This is a genomic window from Hyphomonas beringensis (genome assembly GCF_000682755.1).
Taxonomy (GTDB): Bacteria; Pseudomonadota; Alphaproteobacteria; order Caulobacterales; family Hyphomonadaceae; genus Hyphomonas; species Hyphomonas beringensis.
In genome coordinates this window covers 26,337-48,021 of record NZ_AWFF01000002.1, presented here as the reverse complement: position 1 = coordinate 48,021, position 21,685 = coordinate 26,337, and the positions used below count along the sequence as shown (strand labels likewise).

Genomic DNA, 21,685 nt, shown 5'->3' with positions numbered 1-21,685 from the left:
TGCCTCTCCCCCGTCCCCGGTTTATCCAAGTCGGAAGGCGGCAAGCCGTCAAGCAATCGGTCAGGCGGGTTGAACGAAAGTGGCGATCACCTTCTTGCGGCCTGACTTCTCGAAATCGACGGTCAGCTTATTGCCTTCCGAATGCGCGATCCGGCCATAGCCGAACTTGTCATGAAAGATACGCTGGCCCTTGCGAAAGGTTTCAGGCCCGCCGCTGGTGGCCGACAAATTCGTGGCATCCTTTGGCGGACGTGTATCGAACCGTCCCGCATTTTCCTTGAGCCGCTTCCAGCCCGGGCTCTTATAGTTTGACCGCTCGCCCAGATCCTCAACCGATCCGGTAAAGCCGGTGTCTCCGCCGGGCATGCCGGAATAGCCGGTCTCCGAAACCGCCTCGACATGATCATGCGGCAGCTCGTCGACAAAGCGGCTGGGCAGAACACTCTGCCAGCGGCCATAGATCTGGCGGTTCGCCACAAAGGAAATATAGGCCTGCTGGCGTGCGCGCGTGATGCCGACATAGGCAAGCCGGCGCTCCTCTTCGAGACCCTTCAGGCCACTTTCATCCATACTGCGCTTGGACGGGAAGACTTCCTCTTCCCAGCCCGGCAGGAATACGACCGGCCATTCCAGCCCCTTCGCCGCGTGCAGCGTCAGGATCTGCACCTGATCCTCCCCTGCTCCGCCGGCGGACGTATCCATCACCAGTTCGATGTGCTCAAGGAAACCCGCCAGCGAGTCGAACTCGCCCATCGCGCGGACCAGTTCCTTCAGATTGTCCAGTCGCGTCTGCGCCTGCGGGCTGCGATCCTTTTGCAGCATATCCGTATAGCCGGACTCTTCCAGAATCGTCTCGGCAAGTTCCGTATGCGGCATGCCATTGGCCAGCTTGTCGCGCCACAGGTTGACATGGTCGATGAACTGGGTCAGGCCGCGCTTGGCTCCGCCTTTGATTTCATCTGTCTGCAGCACCATCGGCGTCAGCGTGAACAGGCTGCGCCCGTCCTGGCGCGCATAGGATTGCAGCTTGATGAGGGAGGTGTTGCCCACGCCGCGCTTCGGCTGGTTCACCACACGCTCGAACGCCAGATCATCATCGGGAGACCGCACAAGCCGCAAATAGGCCAGCGCATCACGTATCTCTGCTCGCTCGAAGAAGCGTGGCCCGCCGATCACACGATACGGAATGCCCAGCATAATGAAGCGCTCTTCAAAGGCGCGCATCTGCCAGGAGGCCCGCACCAGAACGGCGCAGTCATCATGCTTGCCGCCCTTGGAAACCCAGCTTTCAATATCGTCCGCGATCAGGCGGCTTTCCGCCTCGCCATCCCACAGGCCGCGCACTTTCACCTTGGCCGCGTCAATCTCGTCAATCGCATTGTCGTCGCCGACATAGAGCGTCTTGCCAAGGCGGCCCTTATTGTTGGCGATCACCGCAGACGCCGCCGCCAAAATGTGTTTGGTAGAACGGTAATTTTTCTCTAGACGGATCACTTTCGCGCCGGGGAAATCCTTCTCGAAGCGCAGGATGTTGTCCACTTCCGCGCCGCGCCAGCCATAGATGGACTGGTCGTCATCGCCCACACAGCAAATGTTCTGGGAGCCCTGAGCCAGAAGGCGCAGCCACAGATACTGGGCAACGTTCGTATCCTGATACTCGTCAACCAGAATATAGCGGAACTTGTCGTGATATTCCTTCAGAAGATCCGGATTGTTCTGGAAGATCGTGATGTTGTGGATCAGCAGATCGCCAAAATCGCATGCATTCAAAACTTTCAGACGGTTCTGATAAATCTGGTAGCAGGTGATGCCCTTGCCATCGGCAAACTGATGCGCCTCTTCCGGCGGCACTTTGCCTGGCGTCAGCGCCCGGTTTTTCCAGCCATCGATCAGGCTGGCCAGGAAGCGCGGCGTCCAGCGTTTGGGGTCAATGTTTTCGGCCAGGATGATCTGTTTGCACAGACGAACCTGGTCGTCCGTGTCCAGAATTGTGAAGGTGGATTTCAGGCCCGCCAACTCGGCATGCTTGCGCAGGATCTGCGCGCTGATGGAGTGGAACGTGCCCAGCCAGCGCAGGCCCTCGCCAGCCTCACCCAGCATGGACAGGGCCCGCTCGCGCATTTCCCGCGCGGCCTTGTTGGTGAAGGTCACCGTCAAGGTCTGCGACGGCCAGGCCAGCCGCGTGCCGATAATGTGCGCGAGGCGCGTCGTCAGCACGCGCGTCTTGCCCGTGCCCGCCCCTGCCAGCACCAGCAATGGGCCCTCCGTCGTCAGCACGGCCTCGCGCTGTTCGGGGTTCAGGCCTTCAAGATAGGTCTCATTGCCTGCGGACGCGGGGGCTTTCGCCGCCGCCATCTCGGAAATGGACAGTCGATTCGGATTGGAACTCATAGCGAACATATAGCAGGGATTGGCCCAATGGGCAGGGTTCGTTGCACCCAGTGAACCAATCCCGCACCTAGGCGTTGAAACAGGATGCCGGATATCCACCTCCCCCGCAGTGTCGAAATTGTCTTCGACATTGCCTGCGCCCTGCTTGTGGCCTTTGCCATCGCTCTGATCCTGATGGTTTTCCCGGCTATCGCAACGCCAGTGACCAACTGGTCGCTGAAACATTGGGGCCCGGAAAATGCCTCCGTCAGCCGAGCGCACCTTCGGTTTCCGGCCGTGAACGAAATGACGCTTGAGAATTTCCAGGCCCCCGGTACCGCAGAAGCAGAATCTGGCGAATTGCGCGTCAATTTCTTCGGGTTCCTGCCCGGTCTCAGCTGGGTGTCCCGGGCTGAGGCCCGTAATGGCTACATTGTCGTGCGCATGGACGAGCCGGAAGACGACAAGAAAGGCATGACGCTGAAAGACTGGCGCGCCCTGATTGATGAAGTGCGCGCAAAGGATATCGAAGTGCGCTTTGTACGCGATGAAGGCACAGAGCCGATCATGGTCCAGACGGCTAAAGGCTCCCTGCGCAGCGGAGACTTGTCAGTAACCGCCAACAGCAGCGGCGTGGACCTGGACTTTGAAGGCCGGGCCCGTCCATCTGACCTGTCTGTTCTGTCCGGCAAACTGAAACTGTCCGGCGACAATTTCGCAGACTTTGCAGACCTGGCCGGCTTCGCCTCCCCTGACACGCCGCCCTATGATGCGGTCGCGTATCTGACCTTCTCCAGCCAGCAAATTGCACTCGACTTCGCCCCGGAAACCCGCATTGGCGACAGCGATCTCAGTGGCCCGCTGAAGATTACCTTCGGCGAAGGCACGCCGCTGCTGGAGGCGGATCTCCAATCGGCCAATCTGGACTTTGACGATCTCGGCGTCCTGTTCGGCATACCTGTCGGGACGGGAGACAATGAAACGGCAAATAATGTTCAGAAGAAGTCCCGCGAAGCCTATGATGCCAGCGGTCGGCTGATCCCGAATGCCGTGATCGACTTTACCCGCCTCGACGCCGTGGACGGTCATGTCCTCTATCATGCCAATCGGGTGACCAATGCCATTTTCGATATTCGTGGCATCAAGCTGGAATTCAACATTGAGGGCCGCGTCGTACGCGCGCCGACCCTTCAGCTCGATTTCGAGGAAGGCGGCCTCGTTTCCTATGTCACACTGGATGGTAGCCAGTCGCCTGCCAAAACAGATGCGCAGGGCGAGCTGACCAATGTGCCGTTCAGCAATCTGTCGCTGACTCCGTATGTGCGCGGCAATGCCAATGGTCGCTTCCAGATCGAAGCGACCGGCAATGGCTTCCAGCAAGCCGCCGCGACACTTGATGGCCGTGTATCCGTCTGGTCAGAAAAGGCTGAGCTTTGGGCCCTCGCCGCCGAAGGCGCCGCCCTCGACATCGGTGAGGCACTGACTTTGCTGGGAGAGTCACCGGGAGACCGAACTTACACCCCCGCGCGCTGCGTAGCCCTCTCAATCCGCTTCGATCAGGGTATCGGAAAGGTGGATCCGGCCATTGTGGACACGGCGGACAGCCTGGTCATCGTGGATGGTAAAGTGAACATGAAACACGAGACCATGGATTTGAAGGTACGCTCTGAAGCCAAGGATGCTTCATTTGGTTCACTCATCGGGAATGTCAGCATCATGGGGACATTCCGGAATCCTCAGATCTCGGCCCTGAGTGGTGAGACCATTCTACAGCTCGGTATCTCTGCCCTGCTGGGCAGTGTCAGCGGAGGCCTGGCCGCCCTGCCTTTCATAGAACCGGGCATGGCCAAAGACGCGCCCTGCGGCGCCATCATGGCGCGGGCCAAAAGCGCGCAGCCCTGAGCCACCCACACAGAATACGCTGAAACAAAAAGTCCCGCAGGGGATGTATCGGGTGTGAGCAATACATCCCCTGCAGGGACAGACGGGATGCTGGTGTGAAGGCATCTCGTCTCAAATGCGGGCGATGCCCGCGAAGATGGGAAAATCAGACCAACCGCACAGTGCCGCCTCAGACCGGGTCAAGTATCTGAAGCTGGGCCAAGGCACACGCACAGGGTCCCCCGTACGCCTTCGCCATGTCACTTGCCAGGGAGGTCTGCCATTCGTCCCCACCACCATTTATGAAGGCTGACACGTCCCCGTCAGCGCTCCAATCAGGTATATGAAAACCATGGGCACACTCCCCTGACAAGGGAATTAATGACTTAATAAAGCTTGGCCAGGCTCGCTGCATCATAATCGTTCAACTCTGCATAGCGGCCGTCATGCACCTTGCGGGCCCATTCCGGATCCTGCAGCAAGGCACGGCCGACAGCCACCAGGTCGAATTCATCGCGCGACAGGCGCTCTTCCAGATCGTCCAGCTTACGTGTTCCGGCGCCTTGGCCCTGGAACGCGTGCATGAAATCACCCGACAGGCCAACAGAGCCAACCGTGATCGTTGGCAGGCCGGTCAGTTTCTTCGCCCAGCCAGCACCATTCAGGCCATTCTCGCCATCAATCTCTGGGAATTCAGGCTCCCAGTAGCGTCGCTGGGACACGTGCAGAATGTCGACACCCGCCTCCACGAAGACTTTCAGGAAGGCTTCCAGATCATCCGGCGTCGTGGCCAGGCGCGCACCATAATCCTGCTGTTTCCATTGCGAGTAGCGCAGGATGACAGGGAAGTCCTTGGACACTCGCTTGCGCACTTCTCGGATAATATCTCCTGCAAAGCTCGCGCGCTCGACCAAGCTGGTGCCGCCGAACCGGTCATCACGCTTGTTCATTACATCCCAGAAGAACTGGTCGATCAGATAGCCGTGTGCGCCGTGGATCTCGACACAGTCAAAGCCCAGCTCTTCGGCCTTGGCCGCCGCATCTGCATAGGCCTGCACCATGTCGTCAACTTCGGCGTCGGTCGGCGCATCAACCACCTGCTTGCCCGTATGGGTCATGCCGGAGGGGCTGTCGGTCGGCGCATCCGGTTCCGGGCCGCTGCCTGCCTTACGCACCATGCCCATATGCCAGATCTGCGGCGCGATCTTGCCGCCCTTCTCGTGCACCTTGTTGACGACAGTCTGCCAGCCAGCCAGCGAGTCCGGCTTGTAGAAGTTCGGCACGTTCGGATCATTGGAGGCCCCGCCCCGACGGATGGTCGTGCCTTCCGTCAGGATCAGGCCAACTTCATTCTCGGCGCGGCGGGCATAATAGTCGGCAACATTCTCGCCAGGCACGCCATTCGGGGATTGCGACCGCGTCATCGGCGCCATCACGATCCGGTTCGGCAGGTTCAGGGATTTGAATTTGAAAGGCGTAAACAGCGAGCTTGTCATCGGGAGTTCCTCATAAGTGTGGCCAACAGGTGGCGGTACCGGGCCCTGAGGTCAAGAATGACCCTGCGCGAATAATCGGGTGGTAAGGTTCATGCACCATTCAGTATTTCTGAAGGCTAATAGGCTGAAATCACTGGACCAAATACTTATGAGACGACTGCTTTTCCTCGCCATTCCCACTCTGGCAACGGCCTGCGCCACGCCGGGATATGACTATCAGGCCCGCATGGCCCCCAACATTCCGGAAGCCGCAAGCTACCGCGATGTTGAGGTCGGCCGGTTCCGCGGTCCGGCCGGAGAGGTCGCCGAAGCCGAGTTTGCCAACATGCTGGACCAGGTAGCTCTGGATGGCACCTACTGGTTCACGCAGACCAGTCAGGTCCCGCAAGGTGTCTATGAAGGCCGCGTCGACATCGACTCCTGGGAAGAGGAATTGCGGTTTGAACGCGAGAAACGTTGTGTGGAATATGACGGCCCGTTTGACTGTCAGCACCGCGCCATCGTCGAAACCGAGTGCCGCGAGGAAACCGTCGAAGTCGTCGTCACCGCCAATCTCGTGGATTACGATACGGGCCGACCTGTCTTCACACAGAAACAGATTGGTGGCGCAAATCGTGAAACCTGCCGCGACATTGCCGAATATGAAGACTATGGCCAGGAGCTGGGTACATGGCGCGACCCCGTCCACTCAAGCTACAATCCCTACAACGCCCCGATCGGCATGATTGAGGATGCCACCGTCGAAGCCGTGCGACGCTTCCGCAATGATGTGGCCCCCTATTACAAGACGATGCGGGCTGAGATCATCACTGAGGGGCTGATCCCCGAAGCCCAGAACGACCCGCGTTTTGCGGCGGCCGTCAAAGCCACCAAGCGCGGCGAGATCATGGGGGCTTGCGCGCAGTGGGATGCCCTTGGCCGGGAATGGCCGCGCGCACCTTCGGTGATCCATAATATCGGCGCCTGCGCCGAAGCGCGCGGAGACATGGCCACAGCCCAGCTGCGCTATGCCCGCGCAGCAGAGATCGCGCAGACCATTCCCCTGCTCAAGGACAAGAAGGCCCGGCCAATCTTCTCGGCCCTGGAACGCGTTTCGGGCCGCCGCATGGACGACGCCCTGATCAACTCCATCCTCCACCCGGAGGAGCCGGCATCGCCCGCGGAAAGCAAGCCGGGCAGCTGATCCGCGCTGAACCTAGAGCCAGTCAGTATCCAACAGGCGACGATACTCCGCGACGGCGCGCTCGGTATCGGTATCCAGAAAGCCATGCGACCATTCAGGGTGCGGTATCACCGCGCCATTGTTCAGATAGGGAACCACTCGGAGGGTCTGCAGTGTCAGGTCGTCGTCCGGATTGATCACGGCGATGCGATGACTGAGCGCCTTCAGCGTATCGGGATAGTTTGGCGCATATTCGAAGGCGGCCCGGTGGCCCCATTCGTAATTCTCGCCAGCGCGCAGGTTCTCGGCGAATGACGCCGCCATCATTTCCAGGGTCATGTCTGGTCCGGAATGGGCCTGCACGGCCTGCCACATCCTGTTGAACCGTGTTCCAGCAGCGTCAACCGGGATGGCTTCATAGGTCTTATGGAAGATGGCTTGCTCATCATCCGTGATGACCGGCGCACTGATCAGGACAAGGCGTCCGACGCGGCTCGGCTGTTGGCGGGCCATTTCGGGGGCAACCATTGAGCCTGTGTGATACCCGGAAAGATCCACCTCGCCGAGGCCCAGCGCGTCTACAGCGTCCCACATCGCCGCCGCATAATCTTCAACGCGCACAGGTGGTTCGGCGGGGGGCGGATCAGATTCCCCAAAGCCTGGATAGTCCGGCGCAACAACGATGCGGTCTTCGCCGATATGCTCCATGAACCGGGCATAGAGCCAGCCCGATTTCGGGCTCATATGCAAGCAGACCAAAGGCCGCTTCAGCGCCGTTTCAGGCTGGGCGAGCCGCAGATGTATCTGTCCGAAACGCCCATCCACATACTGCTTCCTGACTCTGACCACGCTGCCCCACCCATTTAAATGTCCGGACAATTATCTAGCAGGACGGCCGCGCGACGCGCAATGTGCCGTCTGTGATTATCAGAATTAGAAGCCTGGCAGGACGCCCGTTTCTGCCGCCTCGGCAATCAGGCCCCAGACAATGCCCACACTGAACGCAGCGACACAGAAAAGAAATTTCTTGGCGATACCGGCCATGTGAGTCCTCCCGGATTGGAACAAAGTTTCCGGGAGTGCTGCAAAGTGCAGGCCGCAGGATGAGGCGACAGGCTCAGGCCGACTTAGCTATCCTGTTCGGGATCATCCTTCAGGCGGTGCCCATCCGTCAGACGGGTCACAGTGTCGGCGCGGGCCTTGTCGAGCGTTTTTTCGGCTTTTGTCCGGCCGAATTTGGCGCGGTTTTCCTTTGCGCGCTGTTCCTTGTCGGCCTTGGCCCTTGCCTTGCGAAACTTGTTGAGATTGATCGGATCACTCATCCGCCCTGCTCCTCAAACCGTGCGAGGCGCGCCTCCAGACCGGTTTTCACACCCGGCCATTCGCGCGCCAGTATTGAGAACACCACGGTCGAGCGTACAAATCCATCCGGCAGGATACGATTGTCACGAAGAATACCCTCCTGCACGCCGCCAAGCTTTTTGACCGCCGCCTGAGAGCGTTTATTGCGCTCATCCACATTGAAGAAGACGCGGATGGCCCCCTGCTCGAAGGCATGGGCCAGCAGCAGATGCTTGCAGGCGGGGTTCACCGCCCCGCCCTGATACTCCGGCGCATAGATCGTCATGCCTACTTCGACATGTTTCGATGTGGCTTCCGGGCTCAGATAAGCCGTCATGCCGGCAAATTTCCCATCCGGCAGGATCACCGCAAACGGGATCAGCGTACCCGCTTCAGCCCGCTTGCGAATGGTCGCCACCCAGGGGGTGATCCAGTCCCCGGGTGGATTGAAATAGGGCCAGGTCGCCAGCCGCTCACCAGATCGCTCCGCCATGTCGCGCAAATCACTGGCATGCCGTTCCAGATCAAACGGAACGATCCGTACGAAACGGTTTTCGAGCGTAACCGGGCCGAGCTGCACCTGAGGTGGCTCCCTATTCCTCGTGGTTTTCGCGCCATTGCTCCATGGCCAGAGAAATCGCGAAGGTTTCGCGATATTTCGGGCTGGATGCCGGGCGCGGAGCCTTGGCAGAGGTCATAGCCATGATTTCGGCCAGCTTGTTGTGGGCAGCGCCCGACTGACCGGCACCGATATAGGCGTGCAGCTCCACAAGAGCGGAAGACAGCGGATCATGCGCCCGAATGACGAAGTAAGGCTCATCCGCTTCGAGCTTTTCCAGCACATCGAATTCGGACGGATTGGATTTGGATCCGACAGGAGCTTTAGCCATGAGCGGGGCCTTTCTGGGCAAGGGGTGATTCTATGTACGCGCAGTCTAAACTGCGTCGCCATATCTGCCATCCCCTGCCCGCAGGCTTTAGCTGCCGGAGACGATGCCGCCATCGCACGGAATGGTGTGCCCGGTGATATAGGCCGATGCCTTGGACGACAGGAAGATGGAGAGGCCCGCCACATCGCTCGGCGCGCCAACGCGGCCCATCGGCGTGCGGCTGCCAATCGCATCCCAATCGACGCCCTCGGTTTCGCCTTTATAGCCAACACCGGTCGACAGCATGTAGGTCGGGAACGGACCCGGCGCGATGCCGTTGACCAGGATGTTCTCCTTGGCAAGCTGAGACCCCATGAAGCGCGTCAGGTGAATAACGGCGGCCTTGGACGTGCCATAAATGTACCCGCTCATCGGAGAGGTGTGCATGCCATCGACGGAAGCGATATTGATGACGCGAGCCGGATTCTCGGCGCTGGCCGCCTTGCGCAACAGCGGCATCATTTTCTGCGTCAGGAAGAAAACGCCTTTGACGTTCACATCCATGACCTTGTCATAGCCATGCTCCGGAAACTCATCGAGAGAGGCGCCCCAGGCTACGCCGGCATTGTTGACCAGCACATCGACCTTGTCTTCCTTCTTCTCCAGTTCGCTGACCAGATGGTTCACGCCGTCCAGGCTGCCGACATCTGACGGGATGGCGTAGATTTCGCCACCATATTCCGCTTTCAGTCGCTCGACTGTTTCCTCACAGGCCTGCGCCTTGCGGGACGAGATGATAACTTTCGCGCCATTGGAGAGAAACCCAGCCGCGATCATTTCGCCAATGCCGCGAGAGCCGCCGGTGATGACAACTGTCTTGCCAGCGACCGAGAACATATTGCTGAAGTCCATTTCCATCCTGTTTCCTCCAAGTTTCTGAACGGCGTACCTAGTGGCGGAACAACCTGTCAGGGGCAAGGAAATTTCCGGAAAACGCGACAGACTGACCGGTCAGTGGGCCCCGCCAAACGCGCCGGTCCGCACGGAATAGTCCACCGCCAGCGCGTAATCCGGGTCATCATCGGAATCGATCATCAGCTGCCCGGCCTTGCTGAGCAGGCGGTGACAATCGCGCGACAGATGGCGCAGCTGCAGCGTCTTGCCTTGCGCCTCGTAGCGACGGGCGAGGTCTTCAATGGCCTGCAGGGCGGACTGGTCCACCACGCGGGAGCGCATGAAGTCCACGATGACCACATCCGGGTCGGTTTCCGGGTGAAACAGTTCGGCAAAGGCATCGGTGGAGCCGAAGAAGAGCGGGCCCTCAATCTCATACACATGCGCACCGGGCGTGCGCACGCTGTCACGCTCGATAACGTGAATGCGCCGCGCATTGCTCCAGGCATAGGCAAGCGCAGAAACGATCACGCCCACGACCACTGCCGTCGCAAGGTCGTAAAATACGGTCACGACCGTCACCAGCACGATCACAGCGGCGTCCATCAATGGAATGCGCGTCATGATGCGCAAACTGTTCCAGGCAAAGGTGCCGATCACGACCATGAACATCACGCCGACCAGCGCCGCCAAAGGAATCTGCTCAATCAGGCTGGAGCCGACCAGAATGAAGGCCAGCAGGAACAGCGCGGCAGCGATGCCTGCCAGGCGTGTGCGCCCGCCGGATTTCACATTGATCATGGACTGGCCGATCATCGCGCAGCCGCCCATACCGCCAAAGAAACCGGTGATCAAATTCGCTGCGCCCTGCGCCACGCATTCCTGGCTCGCCCCGCCGCGCTTGCCAGTCATTTCGCCAACCAGGTTCAGCGTCAGCAGGCTTTCGATCAGGCCGATGGCTGCCAGGATGATGGAGTAAGGCAGGATGATTTCCAGCGTCTCCCAGGTCAGCGGAACGCTCGGAATATGGAATGGCGGAAGTCCGCCCTGGATAGAGGCCAGATCGCCGACACGCGGCACATCCAGGCCAAAGCCGATGACTACGGCAGCAACGATGCCAATCCCTGCCAGCGGCGCAGGAATGATCTTCGTAACTTTCGGCAAGCCCCAGATGATCAGCATGGTCAGCCCGACAAGGCCCAGCATCAATATCAGCGGCCAGCCGCTCATCCATTCGCCGCCAGACAGGCCATGACCAGAGGCCTCCGCCGTTCCGGGCACCTTGAACTGTGTCAGCTGCGCCATGAAGATGACGATGGCCAGGCCATTCACAAAACCCAGCATAACCGGATGCGGCACCAGGCGGATGAATTTCCCGAACCGGAATATCCCCGCCGCCAGCTGCAATATGCCCATCAGAACGACCGTCGCGAACAGGTATTCCACCCCATACGTGCTGACCAGAGAGACCATCACCACCGCCAGCGCGCCCGTTGCGCCGGAGATCATGCCCGGACGTCCGCCGATCACAGCTGTCACCAAACCCACAATAAACGCAGCATATAGCCCGACCAGCGGGTGCACATGCGCGACAAAGGCAAAGGCCACAGCCTCCGGCACCAAAGCCAGCGCCACGGTCAGGCCGGACAGCAATTCAATCTTGATCCGGTTCGGCGTGAACTGGGTGAAGCTTGCCTGCGACAGGCCTTGCGCGCTGAGCCGGTCAGCGAACGCTGCAAAAGTCGATTTTACCACGGGCTTAAACTCTTCGGTCTTGAGGGAAGGAAGGGAGTTTGCCCGCCCTATGACGGTCTTCCTGCCATGGCGCAACCCGAAGGCCTGAGAAAACTGGGCCCGCGCGGCTTAGCCTGCCGCCTTTTTGTACAGGGAAACATGCATGTGACTGTCGGCGGTAAAGGGCTCCCTCGCCCAGCCGCCCCAACGCTGTTCCAGTTCCAGTCCGGCCAGCTCTGCCATCAGATCAATTTCCTGCGGCCAGGCATAGCGCATCACCAGAGGCACAAGTTTCACGCCCTGCTCCGTAATCCGCACACGCTGATACTCGATCACCTGCCGGGTTGGGTCGTGCAGCTTGGCCTCGAACCAGAGAGACTTGAAGCCGATCTTCCGTGTCCGCAGGCTCTGATGGCCCCGATAGTCGGAAAAGTCCGGAACGAAGGTCTCGATCAGGAACGCCCCGCCCGGCGCCAGCCTGTCGGCGACATTACGAAAGCAGCGCACCTGATCGGCCTGGCTCGTCAGATTGAACATTGTATTGAAGACGAGGAAGGCAAAGTCGAACCGGCCCTCTATGGCGCAGTCCGCCATGTCGCCGATCACGACCGGAATGTCCGCGCCCCCCGGCTTCTCGCGCAGCTTCTCCACCATGGCGGCCGAGCCTTCGATGCCCGAGATATCGAACCCGCGCGCCTTCAAGGGCAAGGCCATACGCCCCGTGCCGATGGCCAGCTCCAACAGCCGCCCCTGCCCTGCCAGCTCTGCAATCAGGGCGACGGACTCCTCCGTCGTGCCCGGATCGTGAAGGGCATCATAATCATCCGCATTGAGCGTACCGAACGTGTCGGGATCGAAGTCCATCATGACAAGACTTTAGCGCATGATCCGGTCCTGATCACCCTTCAATCTATCCGAGTTGACTCCCGTTCAGGACACGGCGAATAAGGCGCCGATGAAAATCGAACAGATTTCGGGAATACGTGTCGCATTCGTCGATACGAACGGTCCGCCTCTGAAACAAGAGGCCGATGCCCTGACGCTGCTAGGTGACATGTATGGCAGCGAGGCGGACTGGATCACCATTCCGGCAGAGCGCCTTCACCCCGATATGCTGGACCTTTCAACACGCCAGTTCGGCCTCTTCCTCCAGAAGTTCATGAACTACCATGCCCGGGTCGCCATCCTCGGCGATACCAGGGCCATGGCGGCATCGAGCAAACCCATGGCGGATTTCATCCGCGAGTCGAACCGCGGGCAGCACGTGCTGTTCATGCCCGACCGGGCCGCGCTGTCTGCGCGACTGGCCGGGGCATAGCCTGAAATCAGCCCGGTGAGATCATCTTGGACGGATCGACAATGTTGTCGAAATCCTCGCCCGGGATGCCATCCTTGATAGCTTCCTCACGCAGCGTCGTCCCGTTCTTGTGGGCCGTTTTGGCGATCTTGGCGGCGCGGTCGTAACCATATTTCTCTTTCAGGGGTGTCACCAGCATGAGCGAGTTCTTGAGTCCACGCTCAATATTGTCGAGGCGCGGCTCAATACCGACAACACAATTCTCTGTGAAGCTCACAGCTGCATCTGCCAGCAAACGCACTGATTGCAGGAAATTGTAGGACATCATCGGGTTGAACACGTTCAACTCGAACTGGCCCTGGCTGCCGGCAAAACCGATCGCAGCATTATTGCCATGGATGTGCGCACAGACCTGAGTCAGCGCTTCGCATTGTGTCGGGTTAACCTTGCCCGGCATGATGGAGCTGCCTGGCTCGTTCTCTGGCAGAGCCAGTTCGCCAAGGCCGGACCGAGGGCCGGAGCCGAGGAAGCGGATGTCATTGGCAATCTTGAAGCAGGACATCGCCACCGTCGTGATCGCGCCATGCGTGAACACCATCGCGTCATGCGCGGCCAGCGCTTCGAACTTGTTCGGCGCCGTCGTAAACTTCAGGCCGGTGATTCCGGCAATCTTCTCGGCCACCTTCTCGGCAAAGCCGACCGGGGATGCGAGGCCCGTGCCGACAGCCGTGCCGCCTTGCGCCAGTTCCATCAGTTTCGGCAGGGTCAGCTCGATCCGCTCGATGCCATTGGTCAGCTGCTGGGCATAGCCGGAGAATTCCTGCCCCAGCGTGACAGGCGTTGCATCCTGCGTGTGCGTGCGGCCAATCTTGATGATGTCCTTCCACTCGGCAGCTTTCTCGGCCAGCGCGCTTTGCAGCACGTTCAGCGCCGGGATCAGGCGGTGGACGACTTCCTCGGCACAGGCAATGTGCATCGCCGTCGGGAATGTGTCGTTGGAGGATTGGGACATGTTCACATGATCGTTCGGGTGAACCGGCTTCTTGGAGCCCTTCTCCCCGCCCAGAATCTCGATGGAGCGGTTAGAGATCACCTCATTGGCGTTCATGTTGGATTGCGTGCCGGAACCCGTCTGCCAGACGACCAGCGGGAAATGCTCGTTCAGCTTGCCGTCGATGACTTCCTCGGCGGCCTGAATGATCACCTTGCCCAGGTCCGGGTCCATCTTGCCGAGGTCCATGTTCACTTCGGCTGCAGCTTTCTTGACGATGCCGAGGGCGCGGATGATCGGCTCGGGCTGTTTTTCCCAGCCAATCTTGAAATTACCGAGGCTGCGCTGGGCCTGCGCGCCCCAATAGGCGTCATCGGAGACCTCGATTGGTCCCATCGTGTCGGTTTCGGTACGGGTATTGCTCATCTGATCTCTCCGCTTTGCGGTCATTCGCCGGGTCGCGCTGCGGTGTAGCATGCTGTAGAAGGACTGCAACACTGCGGCGATTGCCGCACCAGAAACAACCGGACCAGAATGGGATCGCTCGCGGACATGATCGCCAGTTTCCTGCACATCGAAGTCGCCATCGCGCTCGTGATCGCCTTTGCGCTCGGCTATCTCGTGCGCGGCAGTGGCCGCCAGAAATCGCATGGGCCCTCGCACCATAGCCAGGAAGAGATTGATGCCGCCCTCGCACGCATACCGGAAACCAAATGGACCGAGATCAATCAGGCCATTGAAGACCGGCACAAGCTGCACGCCATCAAACTCCTGCGCGAAGCCTCCGGCCTTGGCTTGAAGGACTCCAAGGAAGCCATCGAAGCGCATATGCAATCGCGCTTCCGGATGCGCGGATGAGCATGGACTGGATTTCCGCCGGCAAGGTCCGCGCCCGCATTACGGATGAGGGCGCCCTTGAAGTGCGTTGCACCGGCCTCACCACGCAGACAAAATACTACAAGACGCTGCTGAAGGAATTCTTCCGCAAGGAGTTCCCGCCGCTGCGGCCCGGCTATGGCGATTACTCCGTCCACATCATGATGGAATATACCGGCGACGCGCCCTGGATGGATCTCGACAATCTGGCCAAGGCCCTGCTCGACAGCCTGACCGGCAATGTGTTCGAAGATGACCACCAGGTTGCCCGCCTGCTGGTGGAGCGCCGCGTGGGCGAACGCGAAGGCATCTGGCTGAAGGCCGAAGCGATGGACTAGCGTTGCGCCGCCCTAGAACGGGTTCAGCGTATAGCCTTCCTGCTGCAATTGCGCATGGGCCGTCATGGCCGATAGCGCAATCTCAACACCCGGCAGAAGATCGCTCTGGCGGATATCCTTGTACATCGCCGTCTGGCCGCACAGGATGATGCGCACACGATGCTTTTGCAGTGCGGCGATCAGCGGCGCATTGGCATTGTCTTCCACATCCAGCAAATCCTCTGCTGCTGGTCCGTGGATCACAACCGCCAGCTTGATGTTCGACGCCGGAATGCCAACGGCCTCATGCATGTTCAGAAACCGCGCCGCGCCTTCCAGGGTTCGGTTCAGCTTGCCCGGCTGCGCAGCGAGCGACGTATCGAAAGCTACCTTGAACACGCTGTCTTTAGACAAGCGCGTCGCGTCAGGCACCTGCGCGACCGGACCATAGCCCTCAATGGCTGGCCCCATCGTGAAATCCTCTGGTCCGGCCAGCGCCGGAAGGGCCAGCACACAGGCGGCAAACAAGCAGGCAGAAAGGCGTGTCATCGGCAAGCTCCCATTGGTTTCAAGTGAAACGGTAACGGGCCGACACACGCCTGTCGAGCAGACTCTCGCCGCCTAGGCCTCCAGCGCGCGCGCATGGTGCGCGATATGCTCGTCCATATAGCTGGCGATGAAATAATAGTCGTGCCCATACCCATCGCGCATATTGTAGTCGAGCCGCTGTCCGTGCTTGCGGCAGGCTTCAGTGAAGATTTCCGGCTTCAGTTCGCGCTCCAGGAAGGTGTCCGCCGTGCCGGTATCGACCAGGATCGTCGCCTTGGTCTGGCGCTCCTTGACCAGTTCAGTCGCATCATATTGCTCCCAGGCGACAGAGGCATCGCCCAGATACGCAGTGAAAGCCTTCTGGCCCCACGGCACCTGGCACGGGCTGGTGATCGGGCTGAAAGCCGAACAACTCTTGTACATATCCGGATGCTTGAGGTGCAGCGTGATCGCGCCATGCCCGCCCATGGAGTGGCCGAAAATTCCCTGACGGCTCATATCCGCTGCGGGAAAATGCTCTGCGATCACCTTTGGCAGTTCGTCGGCGATGTATTGGTCCATCTTGTAATGCTTCGCCCAGGGCTCCTGCGTCGCGGTCAGGTAAAAGCCGGCGCCCTGCCCCAGATCATAGGCGTCGTCATCGGCCACATCCTCGCCGCGCGGGCTCGTATCCGGCGCAATGATCATGATGCCATGCTGAGACGCGGCGCGTTGCAGGCCGGATTTCTCCATCACATTCGCCCAGCTGCAGGTCAGGCCGGAGAGATACCACAACACCGGCACTTTCTCCGGGTCTGCCTGCGGCGGCGTATAGACCGCAAAGCGCATCGTACAGTTCTGCAGTGCGCTTTCATGATCATGCACCGACAATGTGCCGCCAAAGGATTGCCACGAGGAAACTTGCGTAAGGGTCATGTCATGTCCTGCATCTGGGAATTTGATCTGAGCCTGATCTGGTCTGACTTGTACTGAAGCACAAGGGCGCGGCGTTCGCCAAGCTGCACCAGACGCCGCCGCACAGGCAGGGCTTGCTTGCCAGTGCCCGCTGGCGCATCACATCAGAGAGAGACCGACAAAAACGAGGGAGGAAAAATGGTAGACTACATCCTGTATGGCGCAGAGGTCAGCTATTTCACCGGCAAGGCCCGGGCCTATTTCAGCTGGCGCGGCGTGCCTTTTCACGAGGAAGGCGCAACACAGGAGGTCTACCGAGACATAATCCTGCCGAATGTCGGCTGGCCGGTCATCCCGGTGATGAAAACGCCTGCAGGCGGCATCGTGCAGGATACCGCAGAGATCATCGCCCATGTCGAAGCCGCCGAACAGGCTCAGCCGCCCGTCATGCCGGAGGGCTCCGTGCAGCGTTTCGTCAGCCAGCTCTTGCAGCTCTATGCCGATGAGTGGCTGGTCATCCCGGCGATGCACTATCGCTGGACCTATAATGAGGACTTTGCCTATCAGGAATTCGGCGCGCTTTCCGCGCCTGAGCTGTCAAAGCCCGAACAATATGAAGTCGGCCGCAAGAATGGCCAGCGCTTCAAGGGCGCCCTGCCACCGCTCGGCGTTTCTGCGACCACCATTCCAGGCATCGAGAAAAGCTATGAGGCCTTCCTGAAGGAATTCTCCACGCATCTGGAAGTGCACCCCTATGCGCTGGGAGACCGCGCGAGCTTTGCCGACTTTGCCCTTTATGGCCCGCTTTATGCCCACCTTTACCGAGACCCGGCCTCAGGCGAGATCATGCAGCGCCTCGCGCCGAAAGTGGCAGACTGGGTCGAGCGGGTTCAGGCAGGCTCGCCTTCAACAGGCGATCTGCCTGCGGATGATACAATCCCCGTCACGCTGACGCCGATCCTGGCGCGGCAGATGCGCGAACAATTGCCGGCCCTGCACCAAACGGCGCAATTTCTGGAAGACTGGGCGAAAGAGGCAGAGCCTGGTGCCTTCCTGCCCCGCGCGGTCGGCCAGATCGAGATCAATATCGAAAACAGTATCGGGCCAGCCGCAGCACGCACCTTCCCGCTCTGGCGCCTGCAGGCTGCGCTTGATGCCTATGACGCGCTGAACGATGAGGCCCGCGCACGTGCGGATGCCCTGCTGGGCCGCATTGGCGGCAGTCCGCTCAAGGAGTTTCGCCTGCCGGTTCGCCTGACCCGGACACAGAACCGCTTGGCGCTTGCCTGAAGGGTCAGCCCGCTGCGTTAGTGGATGGTCGGGCGGTCATCATCGAGGCTGGCATCCGCCTCAGCTTCTTCATCCGTATACGCAGTGAACTGCACATCATAGCCAAAGGGCACATCCTTCATGGGCGCCTCAGGGTCTGTAACGAACACTTGCAACTCACCATCAGGGTGAAAACCTAGGCGCGGTCCGATCTCCGCAATCATCTCGGCGGCCTGCTCAGTATCGCGCGCCCACACTTTCATGCCCATGATGCAGGGGCCTGGCTCGGTGTCGAACTCCTCATTCGGCTCAACAATCCGGCCATCGCACAGCAATGTATAATGGGTGAACTCAGTCATCATGCCTCCTGAAGCTGGATGCGCCGTGCAAGTCTCGCGCGTCAGCAGGCAGAGCGCAAGGGCAAGGCAGCACCGCCGCCCTGCCCCTGTGATCAGGTTTTAGCCGCGGCACATGGCGCAGATCTTGTTGCCGTCCGGGTCGCGCAGGTAAGCCAGGTACAGCTTCATGCCGCCGCCTTCGCGCCAGCCCGGAGGGTCTTCGATGGCCTTGCCGCCGGCTTCGAGACCGGCCTTGTGCCAGGCATCGGCCATCTCCGGATTCTCAACCGTAAAGCCGATCGTACCGCCATTGGCGAATGTTGCCGCATTGCCGTCAATCGGCTTGGTGACCAGAAAGGTGCCGCCATTGTGCAGATAGATCAGACGGCCTTTAGGGTCCGTGATCGCCTCGCGGCCGCCCAGCGCCTTGAACGTGGCGTCATAAAATGTCTTCGAGCGGTCAATGTCATCCGACCCGACCATTACGTGACTGAACATATGTGTTTTTCCTCCTGCTGTGTTGGGAATTAGTGCACCACCCGCACCGCCAGCGCCAGAGGCATTCCGGCTTCCCGCTGGGTCAGCTACGGGATTTCCGGGCAGGTATTTGTGATCAGGCTTTCGTCATCGGCCAGCCGCGCCGTCAGCAGCGCTGTCTTCTCCGGATCATCTGGCAACAGCTCCGCCTCGGCCCGGCCAAGGATATTCTGCAGGGTCACCAGGCGCGTGCGATAGATGTCGAGATTGCGTTTTACTGTGGTGATTTGAGTATCCCTCTAATCCCGGCTCAGCGGTAATCCACTTCAAATGTGGTGCAGCCTTCGAAATCGCAATCCGTGCGATCCCAGGAAATGACAATACGGGCGCCATTCCTGCGCGCGATGGACTCTCGCGGTTCGGCCTCATCGTCGAGGAGATCAATCTCGCTGATCCTCGGATTTCCGCGCAGGCAAACAGATGCCGCCTCGGCAAACTGATCCATCCACCAATAATGGGTCATCGGGGCGACTTCACCGACAAAGTGCCTGTCTGCTTCGTCACGGCAATCGTCTTCTTCACATCCCGCATCGGTCGCTATGCCCCACATGATGATTTCGTCTTCAGATCCGCGAAACGCCGCAAAACGCATATACCGGGCGGAGGAACCCGTTCGCGGCCCTGAATCGACCCACGTCTGAAGATCACTGCAGAATTTCTGATCCATCGTCGGGCCGGTGCTCATGCAACCGGAAACGATCGAAGCGCCCGCCAAGGCCATGCTTGCGCAAAGAATCTGTGCGGGCCAGCTCCGCACTAATAAACCACCACGCTCCGGATGCTCTCGCCCGCATGCATCAGGTCAAACGCATCGTTGATCTTGTCGAGCTTCATGACGTGCGTGATCATCGGGTCGATCTGGATCTTGCCGTTCATGTACCAGTCGACGATCTTCGGCACGTCGGTGCGGCCCTTGGCGCCGCCGAAGGCCGTGCCACGCCAGTTGCGACCAGTCACCAGCTGGAAAGGCCGTGTGCTGATTTCCTTGCCGGCTTCCGCCACGCCGATGATGATCGAGGTGCCCCAGCCGCGATGGCAGCATTCCAGCGCCTGACGCATCACATCCGTATTGCCGGTACAGTCAAAGGAATAGTCCGCGCCGCCATCGGTCAGCTCCACAAGATGGGCCACCACATCCGCGGTGTTCTTCGGATTGACGAAGTGCGTCATGCCGAATTTCTCGCCCCATTCCTTCTTGGAGTCGTTGATGTCGACGCCGATGATCTTGTCAGCGCCTGCCATCTTCGCGCCCTGCAGCACGTTGAGGCCGATGCCGCCCAGGCCGAACACGACGACATTATCGCCAACCTGAACCTTGGCCGTGTTGGTCACAGCGCCGACGCCGGTCGTCACGCCGCAGCCGACATAGCAGGCCTTGTCGAAGGGCGCGTCAGTGCGGATTTTCGCAACCGCAATTTCCGGCAGGACGGTGAAGTTCGAGAAGGTCGAGCAGCCCATATAATGGTAGATCGTCTTGCCTTTGTAGGAGAAGCGCGAGGTGCCGTCCGGCATCAGGCCCTTGCCCTGCGTGGCGCGGATCGCGGTGCAGAGGTTCGTCTTGCCCGACAGGCAGCTTTTGCACTGGCGGCATTCCGGCGTGTAGAGCGGGATCACGTGATCGCCCGGCTGCACGCTGGTTACGCCCGCGCCAACCTCGCGGACAATGCCCGCGCCTTCATGGCCCAGCACGCTTGGGAAGATGCCTTCGGAATCCAGCCCGTCCAGCGTGTAGGCGTCTGTATGGCAGATGCCCGTCGCCATGATCTCGACCAGCACCTCGCCCTCCTTCGGGCCTTCCAGGTCCAGTTCGACAATTTCCAGCGGTTTCTTGGCCTCAAAGGCCACAGCGGCGCGTGTCTTCATAAGGGAACTCCATAATCTGTTGGTGCCATACTACTCTTGCGCCCACGGGGTTAAAGTGGGTAATTCGCAATTCATTGTTGCAGGGCAGGGATAATGCGGACGGATTGGGACGGAATTGAAGAATTTGTCGCTGTGGCGACCAATCTCGGGTTCAAGCCGGCGGCGCAAGCGCTGAATGTCTCCACCTCCCATGTCAGCCGCGCGGTCACACGGCTCGAAAATGCCATAGGCGCACCCCTCTTCTACCGAACGACGCGCAAAGTATCGCTCACCGATACAGGCCGCACCGTTTTAGCCCATTGCCGCCAATTGATCCAATCGCGAGACGAATTGTTCGCCGCCGTCGGCGGAGAGAATGATCCACAGGGCGAAATCAAGATCACCTGCTCCACCCTGCTGGGAGAGCGCTACCTCTCGCCCATTGTCCGCCGCTTCTGCCAGGAGTTTCCCAAGGTCGAAGTTACGATGGATCTGTCGAACCGGCTGGTGGACCTGATTGCAGAAGGCTTTGACCTCGCCATCCGCACAGGCCGGCTGGAAGATTCCCGGCTGATCAGTTCACGTGTCGCAACACGGCAATTTCTGGTCTGCGCTTCCCCCGCCTATCTGGAGACCCATGGCACGCCTGAGCGGCTGGATGATCTGAAGGCGCACAATTGCCTGATTGGCTCGTCCAGCAGCTGGCGGTTCCGGATTGGCAGCAAGCATGAAAGCCTCCGCCCACGAGGCAACTGGCGGTGCAACTCCGCCGCCTCGGTTCTGGACGGCCTGCTTGCCGGCACCGGCATTGGCCAGTTGCCACTTTTCTATGTGCTGCCCTATCTGCAAAGCGGCGCGCTGGTGGAATTGTTTGAAGACTACCGGCCAGAGCCGGAACCGATCTGGGCCGTCTATCCCCAGGCCCGCCACCTACAGCCCAAGGTCCATTTGCTGGTGGACCGTATCCGAGCCCAGCTGCAACCAGGCTTTGAAGCGGCGCCTCTGCACCAGCCACACCCTTGAGCACA

General features: G+C 59.9%; 24 protein-coding genes. 7 read left to right on the top strand and 17 right to left on the bottom strand.

Annotated features, from left to right (window positions below; all coding sequences use genetic code 11):
• Positions 1-60 precede the first annotated feature (60 nt).
• Positions 61-2,400 carry an ATP-dependent helicase gene (locus HY29_RS01640; protein ID WP_034790834.1) on the bottom strand — a complete coding sequence of 780 codons (2,340 nt, stop codon included), beginning with the start codon at positions 2,398-2,400 and terminating at the stop codon, positions 61-63.
• Between the two features lie 75 nt (positions 2,401-2,475).
• Between HY29_RS01640 and HY29_RS01635 the strand changes: the two genes are divergently transcribed.
• Positions 2,476-4,272, top strand: a complete 1,797-nt coding sequence (locus HY29_RS01635) for an AsmA family protein (protein WP_241765107.1) — start codon at positions 2,476-2,478, stop codon at positions 4,270-4,272.
• A gap of 365 nt (positions 4,273-4,637) precedes the next feature.
• On the opposite strand, the gene HY29_RS01630 is transcribed toward HY29_RS01635, so the two are convergent.
• Positions 4,638-5,747: an NADH:flavin oxidoreductase gene (locus tag HY29_RS01630; protein ID WP_034790831.1), complete on the bottom strand. Its 1,110-nt coding sequence runs from the start codon at positions 5,745-5,747 to the stop codon at positions 4,638-4,640.
• Positions 5,748-5,895: 148 nt separating this feature from the next.
• On the opposite strand from HY29_RS01630, the gene HY29_RS01625 reads away from it, so the two are divergent.
• On the top strand, positions 5,896-6,930 hold the full coding sequence (locus tag HY29_RS01625; RefSeq protein ID WP_034790827.1) for a hypothetical protein: 1,035 nt from the start codon (positions 5,896-5,898) through the stop codon (positions 6,928-6,930).
• A gap of 12 nt (positions 6,931-6,942) precedes the next feature.
• Here HY29_RS01625 and HY29_RS01620 read toward each other — a convergent pair whose 3' ends face one another.
• The 7 genes from HY29_RS01620 to HY29_RS01590 form a co-directional block, all read right to left on the bottom strand.
• A complete protein-coding gene (locus HY29_RS01620; protein WP_051601031.1) occupies positions 6,943-7,734 on the bottom strand; it encodes an alpha/beta fold hydrolase in 792 nt (263 codons plus the stop codon).
• Between the two features lie 302 nt (positions 7,735-8,036).
• Positions 8,037-8,231, bottom strand: coding sequence for a DUF4169 family protein (locus HY29_RS01615; RefSeq protein ID WP_034790807.1), 195 nt, complete (start codon positions 8,229-8,231; stop codon positions 8,037-8,039).
• Positions 8,228-8,830 carry a GNAT family N-acetyltransferase gene (locus tag HY29_RS01610; protein ID WP_034790805.1) on the bottom strand — a complete coding sequence of 201 codons (603 nt, stop codon included), beginning with the start codon at positions 8,828-8,830 and terminating at the stop codon, positions 8,228-8,230. Before HY29_RS01610 ends, HY29_RS01615 begins: the two co-directional genes overlap by 4 nt.
• Before the next feature lie 13 nt (positions 8,831-8,843).
• On the bottom strand, positions 8,844-9,140 hold the full coding sequence (locus HY29_RS01605) for a hypothetical protein (RefSeq protein ID WP_034790803.1): 297 nt from the start codon (positions 9,138-9,140) through the stop codon (positions 8,844-8,846).
• Positions 9,141-9,227: 87 nt separating this feature from the next.
• On the bottom strand, positions 9,228-10,031 hold the full coding sequence (locus tag HY29_RS01600; RefSeq protein WP_034791054.1) for an SDR family oxidoreductase: 804 nt from the start codon (positions 10,029-10,031) through the stop codon (positions 9,228-9,230).
• Between the two features lie 99 nt (positions 10,032-10,130).
• Positions 10,131-11,717: a SulP family inorganic anion transporter gene (locus tag HY29_RS01595; protein ID WP_051601046.1), complete on the bottom strand. Its 1,587-nt coding sequence runs from the start codon at positions 11,715-11,717 to the stop codon at positions 10,131-10,133.
• 159 nt (positions 11,718-11,876) lie between these two features.
• Complete coding sequence (locus HY29_RS01590) at positions 11,877-12,614, bottom strand: class I SAM-dependent methyltransferase (RefSeq protein ID WP_034790800.1); 738 nt, start codon at positions 12,612-12,614, stop codon at positions 11,877-11,879.
• Positions 12,615-12,702: 88 nt separating this feature from the next.
• Between HY29_RS01590 and HY29_RS01585 the strand changes: the two genes are divergently transcribed.
• Positions 12,703-13,065 carry a DUF4180 domain-containing protein gene (locus HY29_RS01585; protein ID WP_034790799.1) on the top strand — a complete coding sequence of 121 codons (363 nt, stop codon included), beginning with the start codon at positions 12,703-12,705 and terminating at the stop codon, positions 13,063-13,065.
• Positions 13,066-13,072: 7 nt separating this feature from the next.
• On the opposite strand, the gene fumC is transcribed toward HY29_RS01585, so the two are convergent.
• Positions 13,073-14,461 (bottom strand): class II fumarate hydratase, encoded by a 1,389-nt coding sequence (fumC, locus tag HY29_RS01580; protein ID WP_034790798.1) that lies wholly within the window; start codon positions 14,459-14,461, stop codon positions 13,073-13,075.
• A gap of 108 nt (positions 14,462-14,569) precedes the next feature.
• Here fumC and HY29_RS01575 point away from each other — a divergent pair, with 108 nt between their 5' ends.
• Complete coding sequence (locus HY29_RS01575) at positions 14,570-14,893, top strand: hypothetical protein (RefSeq protein ID WP_034790797.1); 324 nt, start codon at positions 14,570-14,572, stop codon at positions 14,891-14,893.
• Positions 14,894-14,895: 2 nt separating this feature from the next.
• Complete coding sequence (locus HY29_RS01570) at positions 14,896-15,249, top strand: RusA family crossover junction endodeoxyribonuclease (protein WP_034791052.1); 354 nt, start codon at positions 14,896-14,898, stop codon at positions 15,247-15,249.
• A gap of 12 nt (positions 15,250-15,261) precedes the next feature.
• Here HY29_RS01570 and HY29_RS01565 read toward each other — a convergent pair whose 3' ends face one another.
• Complete coding sequence (locus HY29_RS01565; RefSeq protein ID WP_034790795.1) at positions 15,262-15,777, bottom strand: DsrE family protein; 516 nt, start codon at positions 15,775-15,777, stop codon at positions 15,262-15,264.
• A gap of 72 nt (positions 15,778-15,849) precedes the next feature.
• Positions 15,850-16,692 (bottom strand): S-formylglutathione hydrolase, encoded by an 843-nt coding sequence (gene fghA / locus HY29_RS01560; protein WP_034790793.1) that lies wholly within the window; start codon positions 16,690-16,692, stop codon positions 15,850-15,852.
• A 177-nt stretch (positions 16,693-16,869) separates the two neighbouring features.
• Between fghA and HY29_RS01555 the strand changes: the two genes are divergently transcribed.
• Positions 16,870-17,961 (top strand): glutathione S-transferase N-terminal domain-containing protein, encoded by a 1,092-nt coding sequence (locus HY29_RS01555; RefSeq protein ID WP_034790791.1) that lies wholly within the window; start codon positions 16,870-16,872, stop codon positions 17,959-17,961.
• A 17-nt stretch (positions 17,962-17,978) separates the two neighbouring features.
• On the opposite strand, the gene HY29_RS01550 is transcribed toward HY29_RS01555, so the two are convergent.
• From HY29_RS01550 to HY29_RS01535, 5 genes are all read right to left on the bottom strand, one after another.
• Positions 17,979-18,302 carry a hypothetical protein gene (locus HY29_RS01550; RefSeq protein WP_051601030.1) on the bottom strand — a complete coding sequence of 108 codons (324 nt, stop codon included), beginning with the start codon at positions 18,300-18,302 and terminating at the stop codon, positions 17,979-17,981.
• A gap of 96 nt (positions 18,303-18,398) precedes the next feature.
• Positions 18,399-18,776 (bottom strand): VOC family protein, encoded by a 378-nt coding sequence (locus tag HY29_RS01545; RefSeq protein WP_034790789.1) that lies wholly within the window; start codon positions 18,774-18,776, stop codon positions 18,399-18,401.
• 86 nt (positions 18,777-18,862) lie between these two features.
• Positions 18,863-18,997 (bottom strand): hypothetical protein, encoded by a 135-nt coding sequence (locus tag HY29_RS19790; protein ID WP_277813007.1) that lies wholly within the window; start codon positions 18,995-18,997, stop codon positions 18,863-18,865.
• Positions 18,998-19,065: 68 nt separating this feature from the next.
• On the bottom strand, positions 19,066-19,407 hold the full coding sequence (locus HY29_RS01540; RefSeq protein WP_155838170.1) for a hypothetical protein: 342 nt from the start codon (positions 19,405-19,407) through the stop codon (positions 19,066-19,068).
• 164 nt (positions 19,408-19,571) lie between these two features.
• On the bottom strand, positions 19,572-20,678 hold the full coding sequence (locus HY29_RS01535) for an S-(hydroxymethyl)glutathione dehydrogenase/class III alcohol dehydrogenase (protein ID WP_034790785.1): 1,107 nt from the start codon (positions 20,676-20,678) through the stop codon (positions 19,572-19,574).
• A 93-nt stretch (positions 20,679-20,771) separates the two neighbouring features.
• Here HY29_RS01535 and HY29_RS01530 point away from each other — a divergent pair, with 93 nt between their 5' ends.
• Positions 20,772-21,680: a LysR family transcriptional regulator gene (locus HY29_RS01530; protein ID WP_034790783.1), complete on the top strand. Its 909-nt coding sequence runs from the start codon at positions 20,772-20,774 to the stop codon at positions 21,678-21,680.
• Positions 21,681-21,685 lie beyond the last annotated feature (5 nt).

Coding starts and splice junctions, on each gene's coding strand:
- fghA (WP_034790793.1), bottom strand. CDS start 16,692: ATGACCCTTACGCAAGTTTCCTCGTGGCAATCCTTTGGCGGCACATTG.
- HY29_RS01565 (WP_034790795.1), bottom strand. CDS start 15,777: ATGACACGCCTTTCTGCCTGCTTGTTTGCCGCCTGTGTGCTGGCCCTT.
- fumC (WP_034790798.1), bottom strand. CDS start 14,461: ATGAGCAATACCCGTACCGAAACCGACACGATGGGACCAATCGAGGTC.
- HY29_RS01545 (WP_034790789.1), bottom strand. CDS start 18,776: ATGTTCAGTCACGTAATGGTCGGGTCGGATGACATTGACCGCTCGAAG.
- HY29_RS01640 (WP_034790834.1), bottom strand. CDS start 2,400: ATGTTCGCTATGAGTTCCAATCCGAATCGACTGTCCATTTCCGAGATG.
- HY29_RS01635 (WP_241765107.1), top strand. CDS start 2,476: ATGCCGGATATCCACCTCCCCCGCAGTGTCGAAATTGTCTTCGACATT.
- HY29_RS01585 (WP_034790799.1), top strand. CDS start 12,703: ATGAAAATCGAACAGATTTCGGGAATACGTGTCGCATTCGTCGATACG.
- HY29_RS01590 (WP_034790800.1), bottom strand. CDS start 12,614: ATGATGGACTTCGATCCCGACACGTTCGGTACGCTCAATGCGGATGAT.
- HY29_RS01540 (WP_155838170.1), bottom strand. CDS start 19,407: ATGCGTTTTGCGGCGTTTCGCGGATCTGAAGACGAAATCATCATGTGG.
- HY29_RS01605 (WP_034790803.1), bottom strand. CDS start 9,140: ATGGCTAAAGCTCCTGTCGGATCCAAATCCAATCCGTCCGAATTCGAT.
- HY29_RS01630 (WP_034790831.1), bottom strand. CDS start 5,747: ATGACAAGCTCGCTGTTTACGCCTTTCAAATTCAAATCCCTGAACCTG.
- HY29_RS01575 (WP_034790797.1), top strand. CDS start 14,570: ATGGGATCGCTCGCGGACATGATCGCCAGTTTCCTGCACATCGAAGTC.
- HY29_RS01600 (WP_034791054.1), bottom strand. CDS start 10,031: ATGGACTTCAGCAATATGTTCTCGGTCGCTGGCAAGACAGTTGTCATC.
- HY29_RS01550 (WP_051601030.1), bottom strand. CDS start 18,302: ATGATGACTGAGTTCACCCATTATACATTGCTGTGCGATGGCCGGATT.
- HY29_RS01555 (WP_034790791.1), top strand. CDS start 16,870: ATGGTAGACTACATCCTGTATGGCGCAGAGGTCAGCTATTTCACCGGC.
- HY29_RS01615 (WP_034790807.1), bottom strand. CDS start 8,231: ATGAGTGATCCGATCAATCTCAACAAGTTTCGCAAGGCAAGGGCCAAG.
- HY29_RS01570 (WP_034791052.1), top strand. CDS start 14,896: ATGGACTGGATTTCCGCCGGCAAGGTCCGCGCCCGCATTACGGATGAG.
- HY29_RS01530 (WP_034790783.1), top strand. CDS start 20,772: ATGCGGACGGATTGGGACGGAATTGAAGAATTTGTCGCTGTGGCGACC.
- HY29_RS01535 (WP_034790785.1), bottom strand. CDS start 20,678: ATGAAGACACGCGCCGCTGTGGCCTTTGAGGCCAAGAAACCGCTGGAA.
- HY29_RS01625 (WP_034790827.1), top strand. CDS start 5,896: ATGAGACGACTGCTTTTCCTCGCCATTCCCACTCTGGCAACGGCCTGC.